Raw genomic sequence first — 16,138 nt, 5'->3', positions numbered from 1 at the left:
CTATGGATGAATTAGATTTACTAAAAAAGGATTGGCAGAAACAAGAATCTGCATACCCAAAATTAACTTATAATGAGATTTACAAGATGATTCTTCAAAAATCGTCTTCCATAGTAAAATGGATATTCATTATAAGTATACTAGAATTTGTATTTTGGTTATTTATGGCCATTGGATTAAAAGCCTCTGGCATGAATAAAGAATTCGAAGGTTTACAAAGTGCTACAGGCTTTATTATACTTAGCATAATTTCTTATGCCATTCTTGCCTATTTTTTCTACAGATTCTACATGAACTATAAAACAATCAACACCACAGATAATGCTAAAACTTTAATGGAAAACATTTTAAAAACCAGACGTACTGTAAAACAATATGTTGGTTTTAATCTTGCCGTCTTAGTTATTGGTGTTGCCTATATGATGCCATATGCTTTGAGTCATGATGAATCTACAAAAGCACTTATCGAAGCGGCAGAAGCCAATGGTGACATTTTAAAATATTACCTCGGAGTTGCGCTAGTAACACTTATAGCATTGGTGATTGCCGTAGGTATATTACTCCTTTTCTATTGGTTAATTTATGGACTTCTACTACGCAGTCTTAATAGAAACTATAGAGAACTCAAGAAACTTGAAGTCTAATGATAAATCATATTGACTTTAATGTTGGACATCATATTATTACATATCGTATAAATTGGTTAGGGATTGAAACTGTATTACTCGACAGACAGAGCATTTCAAAAAAACTATCCCTTAGAAAACGAGTACATAGCTTTAATTTAAATATTGATGGAACACTTCAAACATTTCATTTAGAATCTAAACAGCATTTGTTACATGGCAATATTACTGTAAACTTGTTTCAAAATGGAGCGTTAGTAGCGACTAAAATTATAACGCTTTACAACGAAATTAAAGGAAAATCATCTCCTACAGAGCAAACAGATAATTCAGATACAATGTTTTGTATAGGGGTTCTGTTTATTGTATTATCACTAAGTTTTGACTGGTCTAAGTTTTTCCTGTTTTTAGGTTTGATATTTTTATTTGATGCCGTAAGCAAAACTCATGCTAAAACGAAAGCAAGTGGAGAGCAACATAAAGAAGATGTCTCCCCAAAACATTAATTACCAATCTCTAAGTTTATTCAAGCGCTCTTTTTCTTCTAAAACTTCTTGCGGAATAACCTTTAAAAATGAAGGATGCTGTTCGATGGCGAATTCTATTTTTTCAACGATTTCAGCAATAGATTCGTTGTCATAATCAATATCTAAAGGTTCTTTAACCTCAAAAGATTGATATACATTTTTCTTCTTAACACGTAACCCTTTTTTATCAAAAGAACGTCTAAAACCGTCAATAACGATAGGTACAACAATAGGTTTATATTGCTTAATAATATGAGCTGTTCCTTTTCTAATAGGCTTAAATGGTGTTGTTGTTCCTTGCGGAAATGTAACCACCCAACCATCATCTAATGCCTTTTTTATACTTGTAATATCACTCATTTTCACTTGGCGATTAATATTTTGTCCTTTAGAACGCCAAGTACGCTCAATACTAATAGAACCTGTATAAGCAAATATTTTCGGGATTAACCCCGATTTCATGGTCTCCTTTGCCGCAACATAGTACATATTTAATTTAGGATTCCAGAGATAACCAACATTTTTAATATTATCTAATCGACCACTTAAACTTGCATTAAACACGTGAAACATAGCAATCACATCGGCAAAATAAGTTTGATGGTTAGATATAAAAAGCACATTAGTATCTGGCAGATTTTTTATAATATCAGAACCTTCTATTTGAAGTTCGTTAAAGCCTCTAAATCTTCGATGTGTAAGAAGACCTAGGATTCTGATAAGCCATTTCTTTACAAAAAGTATATGTCCAAAAGGGTTTCTTTTAAATAATCCCATTAATTGTTTTGTATTAAGCGGAAAGACAAACTTACAAAAATCTAATATTAAAGGGCTTTTTTTAACAAGTCTTTTAGTTCACTTAGCATCATGGCAGTTGCTCCCCAAACCACATGACCGTTAAGTATAAAAGCAGGAACTTCTAACTCTACTTGATAAGAGGTCATTACTCTAACATCAGAAACATTTCTATCATCTAGTAAATCAATGAGTTTAACTTCAATCAAATCTTCAACCTCATCATCTTGTTTTATAAAACTTGGTGTTTCATTTGTTACCGCTAAAAAAGGAGCCACTATAAAATTACTTGGTGGAATATATAATGATGTCATTGGCTTTAAAACCTCAACAGTATCCATTTCAACACCAACTTCTTCGTATGTTTCCCGTAAAGCCGTGTTTTGAAGGTTGACATCTTCTTCTTCAAACCGACCACCTGGGAAACCTACCTGTGCCGAATGCACTCCTTTATAGGTTTTCCTTAAAATCAGAATTAAAAAAGTATCTTTATGTTTAGGGTAAAACAAAGCCATAACGCCAGCTTTCTTGGCGTGCTTCATTTTTTCTCTATTCTCATTAACCAAATTCCCCCTAAATGGTGGCGACAATTTAAATTGCGAGTCTTCGCCTGGAAGATTTAGATTTTTTATTTTTGATACCGATTTTATAAACGTTTCAAAATTCATTTCCCTTATGAGGTTTTTTGTATTAAGCTTATGTTCTATACTAATTTTCAATTGTGAAGATAAACAATCTCAAAATAAATCGTCTGTAAAAACAATAGATTCTACAGAGGTCAAAATAGAACGTCATACAGAACAAACAGATACCATTTCCGAAGACACAACCGAAGAGTTCTTGTTAACCAAAGACAACACCATGGAGTTTTTTCTTCAGTATGAAAAGGAAAATAAAGAAAATAAAGTGCGTATCGTAACCGATTATGGAAACATTGATATCTTATTATTTAATGAAACGAAATTTCATCGCGCCAATTTTATCTACCTCACAAAAAAAGGCTATTTCGATAACACTCAATTTTATCGTGTCATTGAAAACTATATCATTCAAGGTGGCAGCACAGATGACAGAGATGTTATGCGTAAACGACGCTTTATTGGCAAATACCTGTTGCCTACAGATACCAAAAGAGGATTTCGCCATGATAGAGGTGTCATATCTATGCCAAGTAGTGACATTGATAACCCTTATAAACTGGCTTCTCCATATGAATTCTTTATTACATTAAGAGATGTATATCAATTGGATGGTGATTATACGATCTTTGGAAAAGTGATAAGCGGACTAGATGTTGCCGATAGAATTGCCAATGTAGATACTGATAATTCTGATTGGCCTCTTAAAAACGTATACATAAGGCGTGTCGAATTACTAAACTAAGCCTTCGGTTTTTTTAGATTCGATTTTAACACATTTACAACGATTTAGGTCGTCATTTTTGAGTAACTTCAAAGACTTAAAACCAATACAAATTTCTAATGATTTCAAAATCCCTAAAAACTACGATTATATGTAGTTTAATTCTCTTTGCTAGCTGTAAAGAAGACACCAAAACAGAAGACAAAAAACTTATGAGTGACAATCTATTATTACAAGAATGGACTGGACCATACGAAGGTGTGCCTGCTTTCGATAAAATGGATGTAAAAGACATCAAAGAAGCCATAGAAACAGGAATGGAAATTGGATTAAAAGATGTTGAAGCTATCGCTAATAACGAAGCATCTCCAACCTTTGAAAATACCATTGCCGCACTTGAAGCCTCTGCAGATGAACTTAATCATGTCTTTACTTATTATGGTATTTTAAGTAGCAATATGTCTTCGCCAGAATTTAGAGATATTCAAGGCGAATTAGCTCCTAAACTATCTGAGTACAGTTCAAAAATTTCACAAAACGAAAAGCTATTTCAACGTATCAAAGCAGTTTATGATGCTTCTCAAAAAACACCATTACCTGCTGATCAACAGCGTGTAGTCGATTTAACGTATAAGCGTTTTGAAATGAATGGCGCCAATTTAGATGAAGAAAAGAAAAAGCGTTATGCCGAAATTAATAAGGAATTATCTTCGTTGTACACTAAATTTTCGAATAACGTACTTCATGATGAAGAAAACTATATCACGTATCTCAATAAAAATCAATTAGGTGGATTGTCTGAATCTTTTATCAACTCGGCCGCAAAAATAGCTGCAGATAATGGTCAAGAAGGAAAATATGCCATTACCAATACTCGATCTTCTATGGATCCTTTTCTTACGTATTCTACCGAACGTGATTTAAGAAAAATAGTTTGGACAAATTATTATGCTCGTGGTGATAATGGAGACGAATACGATAATAATAAAATTATTGCTGATATCTTAAAATTACGTAAAGAGCGCGTTGCTCTATTAGGTTATGATAATTATGCCGAATGGCGTTTACAGGATCGTATGGCCAAAAACCCTAAGAATGCAATGGATCTCATGATGGCAGTTTGGCCTGCTGCAATTGCACGTGTAGATGAAGAAGTTGCAGATATGCAAGCTGTTGCCAATGCTAATGGCGACAATATTACCATTGAACCATGGGATTACCGCTACTACGCAGAAAAGGTAAGACAAAAAAAATATGATTTAGACAGTGATGAAGTTAAACAGTATTTACAACTTGATAAACTAACTGAAGCCTTATTTTATACGGCTGGACGCTTGTTTAACTACAAGTTCACACCTGTTGAAGAAGGTAAAGTTCCTGTCTTTCACGATGATGTTAAAGTTTGGGAAGTTACAGACAAGGCTACTGGAAAGCATATTGGTTTATGGTACTTGGATCCTTTTGCTCGACAAGGTAAACGTTCTGGTGCTTGGGCAACAACTTACAGAAGTTACACTTCATATCAAGGCGAAACCAATGTATTAGCTTCAAATAATTCTAACTTTGTTAAACCTGCTCCTGGAGAAGCTGTATTAGTTTCTTGGGATGATGCCGAAACCTTTTTCCATGAATTTGGTCACGCGCTTCATTTCTTTTCAAGTAATGTGAAATATCCAACATTAAATGGAGGTGTTAGAGATTATACCGAATTTCAATCTCAACTTTTAGAACGTTGGTTATCTACAGATGAAGTTATAAATCAGTTTTTAGTACACCACAAAACAGGAGAGCCTATTCCTGCTTCTCTTGTTGAAAAAATCAAAAAAGCATCTACTTTTAATCAAGGGTTTGGTACCACAGAATATTTGGCTTCTGCGCTTATAGATATGAAGTTGCACCTTGCAGACCCAACCAATATAGATATCGATAAATTTGAGCGCGATGCGCTTGCCGAATTAGACATGCCAGACGAGTTACCAATGCGTCACAGAACTCCGCATTTTGGTCATGTTTTTTCTGGTGAAGGTTATGCCACAGCATATTATGGTTATATGTGGGCAGATGTCTTAACCAGTGATGCTTCGGAAGCATTTAGAGAAGCGCCAGGTGGATTCTATGATGAGGAAGTAGCCGATAAGTTGGTGAAATATCTATTTGCTCCTAGAAACTCAATGGATCCTGCCGAAGCCTATCGTCTCTTTAGAGGTCGTGATGCCAAAATTGAAGCATTAATGCGCGATCGTGGGTTTCCTGTACCAACAGAATAATTACATTCCGCACCTTTTATCACATCGTTTGTGATAAAAGGTGTGATTTAGAAGTAACAGAACCGTTTTAAAAACCAGATGACATGCGACTATACTATATTTTTATATGCTTACTGTTAATTCTTGGTTGTAAAAACTCAGAAGAAAAAAATAAGGTTCCAATTTCCGAAGAACAGTGCATCAAGACTATTTTAGAACAGGATAGTATTTTAGGGAATATTAGAAACCATGCTACCGAAACCCTTTCGCTTAATACAACAATAACGAACTATACTGACAGTTTAAAGGATTTAGACTTTAATTATTGCCCAGACGACTTTAGTAACGCCTTTCAAACCCATATAGACGCTTGGATTGCTATGAAAACGGTAACTGACAATTATTCTAATTTAAGAGGTGAAATGCACGATGTCTTTGATCAAATTGAACTAAGCAAGGATTCTGTAGCCTTTAAAACAAAATTAAAAGCTATTTGGGACACTTGGAAAACCATAGAAGAACGACAACAGTAATTGGGACCTATTCTTCCTTTTTATACAAACTTGGCAGGCTAATTTTAAGTTTTACAGCAAGAAGTCTAACGATAATCACAATAAGTCCGGCGATAACAAAAATAAAATTAGTATCAGCAACAAATTCACGAAGTAAGAAATATGCTAAACCGCCCAATATACAAGCTGTTGCATAAATTTCTTTTCTGAAAATCACAGGTATTTCGTTACATAAAATATCTCTTAAAACGCCTCCAAAACTTGCGGTCATTGTTCCTAAAGCAATACAAATAATAGGATGCAAGCCAGCTCCCAAGCCCGCCTCAATACCTACAACTGTGTATAATCCAATACCAATAGTATCAAATAAAAAAAGCGAACGTCTTAAATAGCCTATCTGTTTCTTAAGGACAACAGCAAAAACTGCAGATGCTATAATCACATAAACATAGGTCATATTAGTCATCCAGGATACTGGAGTAACACCAATCATAATATCGCGAAGTGTACCTCCTCCTACTGAAGTAACAAAGGCTATAATGAGCACACCAAAAGCATCCATGCGCTTATCTAATGCCACTAAAACTCCAGAAATAGCAAAGGCAATAGTTCCTAAGATATCAACGACTTGAAAAAACATAATACGTTCTTTTTCTTTCTACAAAAGTAAGTTGCAAATTTGGTATATCCTTGGTTAAGTTAATTTATTTAGGAGTGTCATAGAACAGTATCAGACAAGTCTTTCAAGCACATTTAATGAAAATCAGAACATAACAGTCTGTTTTTACATTCTTTGAGTGTAGTAGTTATAATCTTTAAGTATCGTATCTATAAATTCAATATCACTAGAATTGAAATCTTTAATTTCGACAACTTCAATAATCTTTTTTCTCAATTTAATGAGTGTTTCATAATCTTTAGAAGCCCTAGCTTTTACAAAAGTTTCTTTAATGATTCTTGCATCATTATCTGAGAGTTTAATAACATTTGGATACTTAGGCGTATACGCCTCGTCAAGTTCTTCAAGTATAGTATGGCTAATATTAACTTTATTCTTTAATGTAATTACAGAGGTTCCTGCTGTCATATCCCCAAAGCGCTGACTTCGTTTACTTAAAACAACGGTAATTAACGCTACTACAGATCCAAAAATAGGTCCAATCAAGTTTAAATCAACAATCCTAAAAATCCAGCGCACAAAGAAATCACCAATTCCAGCTTGGTAACCATCTATTTTTACCACTTTAATTTTAATAATTCGCTTACCAATAGTTTGACCATCCAATAAAGATTCAAACAAAAGCGTGTAGCACATTACGGGTAATAAAAAACACATATAAATTGCCCTTTGCGACCAATAATCCATATCGGCAATGGCATCGTTCCATTCAAATACATTGAATACAATTTGAAATGCCACAACGATATAAGCAATTTTAATAACCCAATCTATGGTGTAAGCCAAAATGCGCTCACCAACACTTGCTGCGACGAAGGTTATATTGACGTTTTGTGTCGTATTTATTTGTAACTCTACCATTAATTGCTTTAATTTGAATGCGTATGAGAGAAGTTGCATTTATCAAACAAAATAAAGAAAAATGGCTCAATTTTGAAAAAGCTATTTTTGGAAAAAGTCTTAAAAATCCTGATGAATTAGCATCACTTTATGTTCAGTTGGTAAATGATTTGTCTTACGCTCAAACTTACTATCCCAAAAGTAAAACAATTCTTTATTTAAACAACCTAGCGGCCAAAGCTTTTCAAAAAATTTACAAGACAAAACGGGAAGACACTAATCGCTTTGTGCATTTCTGGAAAGTTGAAGTTCCACTTATTATTTACGAATATAGACGTTATGTTCTATATGCATTCATCATATTCTTGAGTTTTGTTGCTATTGGTGCTCTTTCTGCTGCCAACGATGATTCGTTTGTGCGCCTAGTTTTGGGGGACGGTTATGTGAACAGTACTTTAGAAAACATAGAATCTGGAGACCCTGTTGCGGTTTATAAAAGTGGCAGTAATTGGGGAAGTTTTATTGGAATCACTCTTAATAACCTTCGAGTAGGCATGCTAGCCTTTGTTCTGGGTATTACAGGTGGATTAGGTACGGCATTTGTTATGCTCGAAAATGGCATTATGTTGGGATCATTTCAATATTTCTTTTATCAAGAAGGGGTGCTTTGGGAAAGCGTTAGAGGGGTTTGGATTCATGGTGCTATGGAAATTTTCGCTATTGTTATAGAAGGTGCCGCCGGATTAATACTTGGCGCAAGTATTCTTTTTCCTAAAACATATTCTCGATTAATATCTTTTAAAACAGGAGTGAAAAATGGTATTAAAATTTTAATAAGTACATTTCCTTTTACTATCGCAGCAGGTTTTTTAGAAGGCTATGTTACTAGGTATTCTAATACAATGCCTAATTGGTTGTCTGTTGGAATCATTTTATTCACCTTAAGTCTCATATCATACTACTATTTAGTTTATCCTTTTATAGTGAACCGAAAAAGAAAACAAGCATATGCAATTATATAAATCAAGAGGGTTTGGTGAATTTTTCCAAGACACCTTTTCATTTTTAAAACAAAATGGAGGACATCTCTTTAAAAACTTCTTTATTATCAACGGGATCTTCCTGATTATTTTAATGGCAATGAGCTATTTTTCAGGTAAATTCTATACAGACATACTTTTTAGCGGCCTTAATGGTACATCCAATGTTATTGATGACTATTTAAATCAAAATGGGGCAATATTCTTTTTGTTTGCGTTTCTATTTATAGTTATTGGATTGATTGCAGGTATCATTTCATATTCATTTATGCCAATATATTTAAAGTTATATGCTGCGCATAATGGGAAACACTTTTCGGCATCAGATATTATAAATGTTTACAAAGATAATATTGGGAAAATGTTAATTTTCCTGGTGTGTGGTATACTTATTGCCATTCCCCTTGCCATATTTTTGGGCTTATTAGCTTTTGTACTGACCATAACAATAGTTGGTATTTTAGGATTGCCGCTCCTTGTTGGTGGCGTAGCCTTATATTATCAAGGCGCTTTAATGGAATACTTTGATAATAAAAGAGGCATTTGGGAAAGTTTTGGCTATTCATGGAAATTAATGAGTTCCAAATTTTGGGCAGTTGTTGGTTGTGCTGGATTATTTTATGTCATGAGTTATATTATTCAATATATAGTGGCACTTATACCCTACATTTTTGGGATGTTAAATCTATTTACTGATATTCAGCCTGGTGTTAATCCAGATCCCGAAGAAGTTAGTAGATCCTTAACTGTTATGATGCTTATGGTATCGATGCTTACCTTTATTGTGAGCACGTTTCTGGGCGTGATTATGCAACTCAATCAAGGTGTTATTTTTTATGGTCTTAAAGAAGATCATGAAAATATTAATACTAAAAGTGACATTGACTTAATTGGATCTGGTGAGTAGATATATGTACTTACATATGATCCTTCTTCTCTTTGGAATAACTTACAATTCCAATACTGCCACTTTTGAGGATTTATCTGGTTTTAAAACAGTTCAGGATTCTGTATATATTGATGTTGATCCAATAGATAAACGCGAGTATACTGACCTCAAGGACAAATACGACAGTAGCGAGTTCATCTATGAACGTACAGCCAAAAACTCAGGTTGGTGGACCCGATTTAAACAATGGCTCTCTGACGTTTTTAGAGATCTTTTCAATATTAATTCTGATGCCAAAGCAGCCGATATTACAGATGTCATACTTAAGATATTTTATATTGTAATTGTTTTGCTTGTCGTCTTTTTTATTGTTAAAGCAGTACTAAATAGAGAAGGCAGTTGGGTATTTGGAAAATCATCAGACAAGAGTATAATTCCGGTCACAGATGTAGAAAACAACATCTTCGAAACCAATTTTGTAACGCTTATAAAAGACGCAGAGCATAACAACAATTATAGATTGGCGATTAGATATTATTACTTGTGGTTACTTAAGACACTTTCAGAAAGCGAAATCATAGATTATGATGTAGAAAAAACCAATAGTGATTACTATAACGAAATAAAAAATGAAAGCACTAAAAAAGAGTTTTCATACACATCATACTTATACAACTATATATGGTATGGTGAATTTGATATTGACAATACACGGTTCAATAAGGCAAAAACTGCATTTACTCACTTTTTAAATTCGATTAAGAAATGAGTAAAACATTAAAAATATATCTAGGGATTTTAGCACTACTATTAGTGGGATTAGCGGCTGTTGAATTTTCTCGACCAAGACCTATAAATTGGAAAAAAACCTATAACGAAAAACATAAAACCCCTTATGGAACTTTTATATTTTATGAAGAGTTAAGTACTCTATTTCCTGATAGCGAAATAGAAAACATTAGAGCAACACCATACGAGTTTTTCGATAATCTTTATAGTTGGAAAGACAGCGTGTATTTGACATCAGGAACATATATGATCATTGACGAATACCCAAATATTGATGGAACCTCTGCTCAAGAATTATTAGACTTTGCATCCTATGGCAATGACATATTCATGTCTAGCAATTACTTTCCAAATAAGTTACTAGATTCTTTAGGTTTCAAAATTAAAAACGATTTCGACTTTGAAGGGCAATCTCAATTCTCATTTAGTAACCCTGCGCTCAAAAATGATTCAATTACTATTGAAAAAGGTTTAAGTAATATTTATTTTTCTGAAATAGACACCTCATATACTACTGTATTAGGTTATCAAAAATTTGATGATTCAGAGCATGTAAATTTTATAAAAACATCTTGGGGAGATGGTTATTTTTACTTGCACTTGCAACCAACGGCATTCACTAATTATAACCTTCTTAAAAAATCAAATCGTAAGTATGCATCAGCAGTTATGTCTTATTTAAAAGACGACACGATTTATTTTGACTCAAGAAATAAAACCAGACAAAGTTTAAATGACTCTAAATTACGCTTTATATTTAGCCAACCTGCCTTACGTTGGGCCTGGTATACCGTACTTATAGCAACGCTACTATTTATGATATTCAATGCTAAAAGAAGGCAGCGTATTGTAAACATAAAGGTACCTCTTAAAAACACAACGGTAGCCTTTATAAAAACAATTGGTAATCTTTATTATGAAACCAAAGACCACAATAATTTAATTGAGAAAAAAATTACGTATTTCTTAGAGTATATACGCAGAGTCTATTACCTAGAGACTCAAATTTTAGATGATAAATTTGTGAAAAACTTATCTTTAAAATCTGGTAAAGAAGAAAGCGACGTTAAAAAATTAATTAATCAAATTGTACATTTAAAAGCCAAGACAACTTGCAACGAAGGTGATTTGTTAAGACTAAATAAAGCTATAGAAGATTTTTATACCAAATAATTATGGAAGATATAAACGACAACAAAAACGAAGATTTAACTCCTAAGCACGAGCATTCTGAAACATCATCGGAAAATTCTAATACATCACCAATAGATGACCAATCTTTGCCAGCTGAAACGGATATTAGTTTTAAAAATCGTATTGATTTAAGTGAACTACAAGAAGGCATTGCTCTTATTAAAAATGAAATAGGCAAAGTCATTGTTGGTCAAAAAGGGATGATAGACATGCTCATTGCTTCCATTTTAGCCAATGGACATTCACTCATCGAAGGTGTTCCTGGTGTAGCCAAAACCATTTCTGCTAAGTTATTGGCAAAATCTTTAGCTATCGATTTTAGTAGAATTCAATTTACGCCAGATTTAATGCCTAGTGATATTTTAGGGACTTCCGTTTTCAACATGAAAAACTCGGAATTCGAATTTAAAAAAGGCCCTATTTTCTCCAATATGATTCTTATTGATGAGATTAACAGAGCACCTGCCAAAACACAAGCGGCTTTATTTGAGGTTATGGAAGAGCGCCAAATTACTATTGATGGCAATACATTTAAAATGGAATTACCTTTTATCGTTTTAGCCACGCAAAACCCCGTTGAGCAAGAAGGTACCTATCGTCTACCAGAGGCTCAGTTAGACCGTTTTCTATTTAAAATAGACATCGATTATCCTAACGCAGATGAAGAAGTTGAAATCTTAAATAGAGAACAAAACTTGAAAGGCACCCTTAAAACAGATCAGGTAAAAGCGCATTTAAGTCGTGCTCAAATTAGTACATTTCAAGGTTTGGTAGAACAAATCATTATTGAATCGCATCTTATTAAATATATTGCCGATATTATTGTGAATACACGTAGTAATCCATTTTTATATCTAGGTGCTTCACCAAGAGCTTCAATCGCTATTTTAAAGGCAAGTAAGGCCTTTGCCGCTATGGATGGTAGAGACTTTGTAACTCCAGAAGATATTAAGCGTGCGGCAATCCCTGTGCTACAGCATCGTGTTATTGTAACACCAGAACGAGAAATGGAAGGCGTTACTACCAAACAAATTATAAAACAAATCATAGAAGCTGTAGAAATACCACGATAAGACTAATGGAACAAACGCAACATTGTAAACTTTGTGATCATAAAATCGTTGATTATATGACAGGTACACTCTGTGGCTTAACTGGTAAAAAACCTGATTTTCAGGATAAGTGTGGTGTTATAAAATTAGAGTCCGAATTCAAAGAACAAATAGAAAAAGTAAATATTGAATATGAAAGCGTTCTAAAAACAAAAACTGATACGATTGGACATATTATCATGTACTCTGTTATAGCTCTTGCCCTGTTTATTGGAGGTTTTCTTATCGGGAAATATGTTTTCGATAGAGGTGTAATTTCAACAGTTCCTTTAATTATTATGGGCATCGGATTAGGACCTTTGGCCATTGCATTTGCACCATTGAACAAATACTTAACCGATTTAAAAATCGCTAAGAAGAAAAAAGACACTTTAGATACTTTATGTGGTAAGTATGGTTATCATTACGACATTAATATTGTACACCATACAGATAGCCTAGGAAACAAGTCATATGACACCAAACTAAATATTAGAAAAACAAGTAACACGTACTAAAAAAACTATTAATCAATTTGAAACGCACCAAACCTTTTTACTTACAAAATCGATTCTTTTATGCTTGCATCGCTATTATAGTGTTGTTTGTACTGAGTTTCATATTCCCTAGAGGTTTTGCGATTGTAAAATTATTGGTACTTCTTCTTGTGGCCCTTACCCTTTTAGACACTATTGTTCTATTTGCAGCTAAAAATGGTGTTATAGGTCGGCGTGTGCTCCCAGAAAAGTTTTCAAATGGGGATGAGAATCCAATACATATCATTATCAACAACTATTACACGTTTAATGTTAACATCACGATTATTGATGAAATTCCAGAGCAATTTCAGGTTAGAGATTTTAATATCAAACGACAACTAGAAGCCTCTAGTACGTCAGAAATAGAATATAGATTACGACCTGTTGAACGTGGTGAATATCACTTCGGAAAATTAAATATCTATGTTACTTCGGTCTTTGGCTTAATTGCACGTCGCTTTACTTATAATGACAAAGCTATGGTACCAACCTACCCTAGTTTTATGCAATTACGCAAATACGACCTTCTTGCTATTAGTAATAATTTACACCAATATGGTATAAAAAAAATACGTAAGATTGGGCATACCATGGAATTTGAACAAATCAAAGACTATGTTTTAGGTGATGATTTACGTACCATAAATTGGAAGGCAACAGCTAAACGAAATCAACTCATGGTAAATCAGTTTCAAGATGAAAAATCTCAACCGATATACTCTATAATTGATAAGGGTCGCGTTATGAAAATGCCATTTGACAGACTCACACTTTTAGATTATGCCATTAATGCTTCGCTAGTCATTTCTAACGTCGCCTTAAAAAAACAAGATAAAGCTGGAATTCTTGCCTTTTCAAAAAAGGTTGAAAATATTGTTGTCGCCGAAAAGCGTACATCTCAAATGAATCTCATTTTAGAAACCTTATACAACGTTAATACCGATTTCTTTGAAAGTGACTACAGTAGACTCTATGCTGATGTTAAACGAAATATCACACACCGAAGTTTAATGCTATTGTATACTAATTTCGAAACTTTAGATGGTTTACACAGACAACTACCCTATTTAAAAGGCATTGCTAAAAGTCATCTATTGGTGGTCATTTTCTTTAAAAACACCGAGCTCAACCACATAATTACAGAAAAAGCAGAAACAGTGCAACAAGCCTATGACAAGGTTATTGCCGAAAAATTTGCCTTTGAAAAACGACTCATTGTGAATGAGCTTCAAAAATATGGTATTCAATCTATTTTAACATCTCCTCAAAATCTAACGATTGATACCATTAATAAATATCTGGAAATTAAAGCAAGAGGTTTACTTTAATGCTCATAAACCTTTACCATCCAAATAACCAATAACGGCAAAATATTTTACCTTTATAACAATAGTCAAAACAGGTTAGAATGGTAAATGATATTTCAGAATTACATTGCAACAACGCTGGGTTAATTCTTTGCCATCCATTTCTTATTGAATTATTTAAAACAAATGATTATTTAGATGTGCGTCATTGTTTTAAAAATACTGACAACCAAATACGCGCTGTTCTATTATTAAATTTCATGGCTAATGGAAAAGACTATAATCTAAATTCATTAGATTTAATCATCCAAAAGTTGCTCTGTGGTATGCCTATCAACCATACATTACCAGACCACATAACATTATCAACTACCGAAAAAAAGTCGGCATTAGAGTTACTCGAAGCCTTAATAGGACATTGGAAGAGCCTAAAGCAATCAAACATCAATGTATTAAGAGATCAATTTTTGCGTCGTCCAGGTTTGCTAAGGTTTAACAATACCTGCGAATTAGCTATTCAAAATAATACGATTGATATTTTACTAGATAATGTACCATGGGATATCAATAGAATTACATTGCCTTGGCTACCCAAAATGATTCTAGTAACTTGGAGGTGACATTTGTTTTAATAATTACTTTAGACAACCTAATATACATATATCAATGAAAAAAAAGCAAACTAAAATTTCCAAGGTGCAAGAGCAAGGAACTCTCGGTATTGCTTATTTAAAAACCATATGGTCATCTACTATACTTAAAAAACAAGGGATACAGAATAAAAATATAGAACTAAAACACAATTATGTAACAGCAGTGTTCGATGCGCTTGGTATTGGTATAGAACCTACGTTCAAATACATTTACGAACAGTCACCTTCATTCGAGTCCTTTGAAAATTGGGTTAGAGACCATGGAAATTTATCATCAGAAATGATTGCTATGGTTAATGTAGCTATCCTAGGTTCAGAATCAGAGGTTAAGAAAACACCATATGAAGACGCTATACTAGACGATAAAGCCATAGCACATTGGGAAAAAGAAGGTTATGTTATTATTCCAAATGCCATTTCTAAAACAGATTGTAAAGCAAGTTTAGATCTCATATACGGATTATTAGAAATTGACCCAAACAATCCAGCAACTTGGTATAACGATCATCCTTTAAAGCAAGGTATAATGGTGCAATTATTTCGTGATCCTCAATTGGATAAAAATAGGTTTTCAAAGAAAATTCATTCGGCCTATAAACAACTTTGGAATCGCAATACATTAATTGTGAGTAATGATCGTGTGAGTTTTAATCCTCCTGAAAATGAAAACTACCAATTCCCAGGTCCTAATTTGCATTGGGACGTAAGTTTAAAACGACCTATTCCTTTCGGACTTCAAGGCTTACTCTATTTAACAGATACACCAGCAAACCAAGGTGCTTTTACCTTAGTACCTGGCTTTCATAAGAAAATAGACCAATGGTTAGAGCATTTGCCAAGCACAGTAAACCCTAGAACATCTAACTTACAAGAACTAGATCCGAAACCCATTGCTGCAAATGCTGGTGACTTCATCATTTGGAACCAGATGTTACCACATGGCAGTTCTCCAAATACTGGGACAAAACCAAGAGTAGTTCAGTATATTAATTACCAACCTATAGATAGAGAGATAGCAAACGAGTGGATATAAAAAAAACAGACAAGTC

General features: G+C 33.6%; 18 protein-coding genes. 14 read left to right on the top strand and 4 right to left on the bottom strand.

Going from position 1 to position 16,138, the window contains the following annotated elements; genetic code table 11:
• Nucleotides 1–2: 2 nt before the first annotated feature.
• Together Q0787_RS17035 and Q0787_RS17030 are read left to right on the top strand one after the other, a co-directional pair.
• A complete protein-coding gene (locus tag Q0787_RS17035; protein WP_298904137.1) occupies nt 3–644 on the top strand; it encodes a hypothetical protein in 642 nt (213 codons plus the stop codon).
• Nucleotides 644–1,132 carry a hypothetical protein gene (locus tag Q0787_RS17030; protein WP_298904135.1) on the top strand — a complete coding sequence of 163 codons (489 nt, stop codon included), beginning with the start codon at nt 644–646 and terminating at the stop codon, nt 1,130–1,132. Before Q0787_RS17035 ends, Q0787_RS17030 begins: the two co-directional genes overlap by 1 nt.
• Here Q0787_RS17030 and Q0787_RS17025 read toward each other — a convergent pair whose 3' ends face one another.
• Both Q0787_RS17025 and Q0787_RS17020 read right to left on the bottom strand, forming a co-directional pair.
• Nucleotides 1,133–1,930: a 1-acyl-sn-glycerol-3-phosphate acyltransferase gene (locus Q0787_RS17025; RefSeq protein ID WP_298904133.1), complete on the bottom strand. Its 798-nt coding sequence runs from the start codon at nt 1,928–1,930 to the stop codon at nt 1,133–1,135. It abuts the gene before it with no gap.
• A gap of 47 nt (nt 1,931–1,977) precedes the next feature.
• On the bottom strand, nt 1,978–2,616 hold the full coding sequence (locus tag Q0787_RS17020; protein ID WP_298904131.1) for a CoA pyrophosphatase: 639 nt from the start codon (nt 2,614–2,616) through the stop codon (nt 1,978–1,980).
• A gap of 7 nt (nt 2,617–2,623) precedes the next feature.
• Between Q0787_RS17020 and Q0787_RS17015 the strand changes: the two genes are divergently transcribed.
• The 3 genes from Q0787_RS17015 (at nt 2,624) to Q0787_RS17005 (ending at nt 6,089) form a co-directional block, all read left to right on the top strand.
• Nucleotides 2,624–3,331, top strand: a complete 708-nt coding sequence (locus Q0787_RS17015) for a peptidylprolyl isomerase (protein ID WP_298904129.1) — start codon at nt 2,624–2,626, stop codon at nt 3,329–3,331.
• Nucleotides 3,332–3,429: 98 nt separating this feature from the next.
• Entirely contained in the window at nt 3,430–5,577 is a 2,148-nt protein-coding gene (locus Q0787_RS17010; RefSeq protein WP_298904127.1) for a M3 family metallopeptidase, read from the top strand.
• 83 nt (nt 5,578–5,660) lie between these two features.
• Nucleotides 5,661–6,089 (top strand): hypothetical protein, encoded by a 429-nt coding sequence (locus Q0787_RS17005; protein WP_298904125.1) that lies wholly within the window; start codon nt 5,661–5,663, stop codon nt 6,087–6,089.
• Nucleotides 6,090–6,096: 7 nt separating this feature from the next.
• On the opposite strand, the gene Q0787_RS17000 is transcribed toward Q0787_RS17005, so the two are convergent.
• The gene (locus Q0787_RS17000; RefSeq protein WP_298904123.1) at nt 6,097–6,708 is read right to left on the bottom strand and encodes a trimeric intracellular cation channel family protein; all 612 of its coding nucleotides are present in this window, start codon (nt 6,706–6,708) and stop codon (nt 6,097–6,099) included.
• A 144-nt stretch (nt 6,709–6,852) separates the two neighbouring features.
• A complete protein-coding gene (locus Q0787_RS16995) occupies nt 6,853–7,608 on the bottom strand; it encodes an RDD family protein (protein WP_298904122.1) in 756 nt (251 codons plus the stop codon).
• 23 nt (nt 7,609–7,631) lie between these two features.
• Between Q0787_RS16995 and Q0787_RS16990 the strand changes: the two genes are divergently transcribed.
• The 9 genes from Q0787_RS16990 to Q0787_RS16950 all read left to right on the top strand — a co-directional run bounded on the left by Q0787_RS16990 (nt 7,632) and on the right by Q0787_RS16950 (nt 16,122).
• Entirely contained in the window at nt 7,632–8,609 is a 978-nt protein-coding gene (locus tag Q0787_RS16990) for a stage II sporulation protein M (protein WP_298904120.1), read from the top strand.
• A complete protein-coding gene (locus Q0787_RS16985) occupies nt 8,596–9,534 on the top strand; it encodes a hypothetical protein (RefSeq protein WP_298904119.1) in 939 nt (312 codons plus the stop codon). Before Q0787_RS16990 ends, Q0787_RS16985 begins: the two co-directional genes overlap by 14 nt.
• Before the next feature lie 16 nt (nt 9,535–9,550).
• Nucleotides 9,551–10,285 (top strand): DUF4129 domain-containing protein, encoded by a 735-nt coding sequence (locus Q0787_RS16980; protein ID WP_298904116.1) that lies wholly within the window; start codon nt 9,551–9,553, stop codon nt 10,283–10,285.
• Nucleotides 10,282–11,478, top strand: a complete 1,197-nt coding sequence (locus tag Q0787_RS16975) for a DUF4350 domain-containing protein (protein WP_298904113.1) — start codon at nt 10,282–10,284, stop codon at nt 11,476–11,478. The genes Q0787_RS16980 and Q0787_RS16975 overlap by 4 nt, the downstream gene beginning before the upstream one ends.
• Before the next feature lie 2 nt (nt 11,479–11,480).
• Nucleotides 11,481–12,572 carry a MoxR family ATPase gene (locus tag Q0787_RS16970; protein ID WP_298904111.1) on the top strand — a complete coding sequence of 364 codons (1,092 nt, stop codon included), beginning with the start codon at nt 11,481–11,483 and terminating at the stop codon, nt 12,570–12,572.
• A gap of 56 nt (nt 12,573–12,628) precedes the next feature.
• A complete protein-coding gene (locus Q0787_RS16965) occupies nt 12,629–13,108 on the top strand; it encodes a hypothetical protein (RefSeq protein WP_298904109.1) in 480 nt (159 codons plus the stop codon).
• Between the two features lie 17 nt (nt 13,109–13,125).
• On the top strand, nt 13,126–14,457 hold the full coding sequence (locus Q0787_RS16960; RefSeq protein WP_298904107.1) for a DUF58 domain-containing protein: 1,332 nt from the start codon (nt 13,126–13,128) through the stop codon (nt 14,455–14,457).
• An 80-nt stretch (nt 14,458–14,537) separates the two neighbouring features.
• Nucleotides 14,538–15,056 carry a contractile injection system tape measure protein gene (locus Q0787_RS16955; RefSeq protein ID WP_298904105.1) on the top strand — a complete coding sequence of 173 codons (519 nt, stop codon included), beginning with the start codon at nt 14,538–14,540 and terminating at the stop codon, nt 15,054–15,056.
• A 46-nt stretch (nt 15,057–15,102) separates the two neighbouring features.
• Nucleotides 15,103–16,122, top strand: a complete 1,020-nt coding sequence (locus Q0787_RS16950) for a phytanoyl-CoA dioxygenase family protein (protein WP_298904103.1) — start codon at nt 15,103–15,105, stop codon at nt 16,120–16,122.
• The last annotated feature ends 16 nt before the right edge of the window (nt 16,123–16,138 follow it).

Source organism: uncultured Psychroserpens sp., assembly GCF_947492715.1.
Taxonomy (GTDB): Bacteria; Bacteroidota; Bacteroidia; order Flavobacteriales; family Flavobacteriaceae; genus Psychroserpens.
The sequence above is the reverse complement of the archived record's forward strand: the minus strand, read 5'-3'. Positions and strand labels throughout refer to the sequence as shown.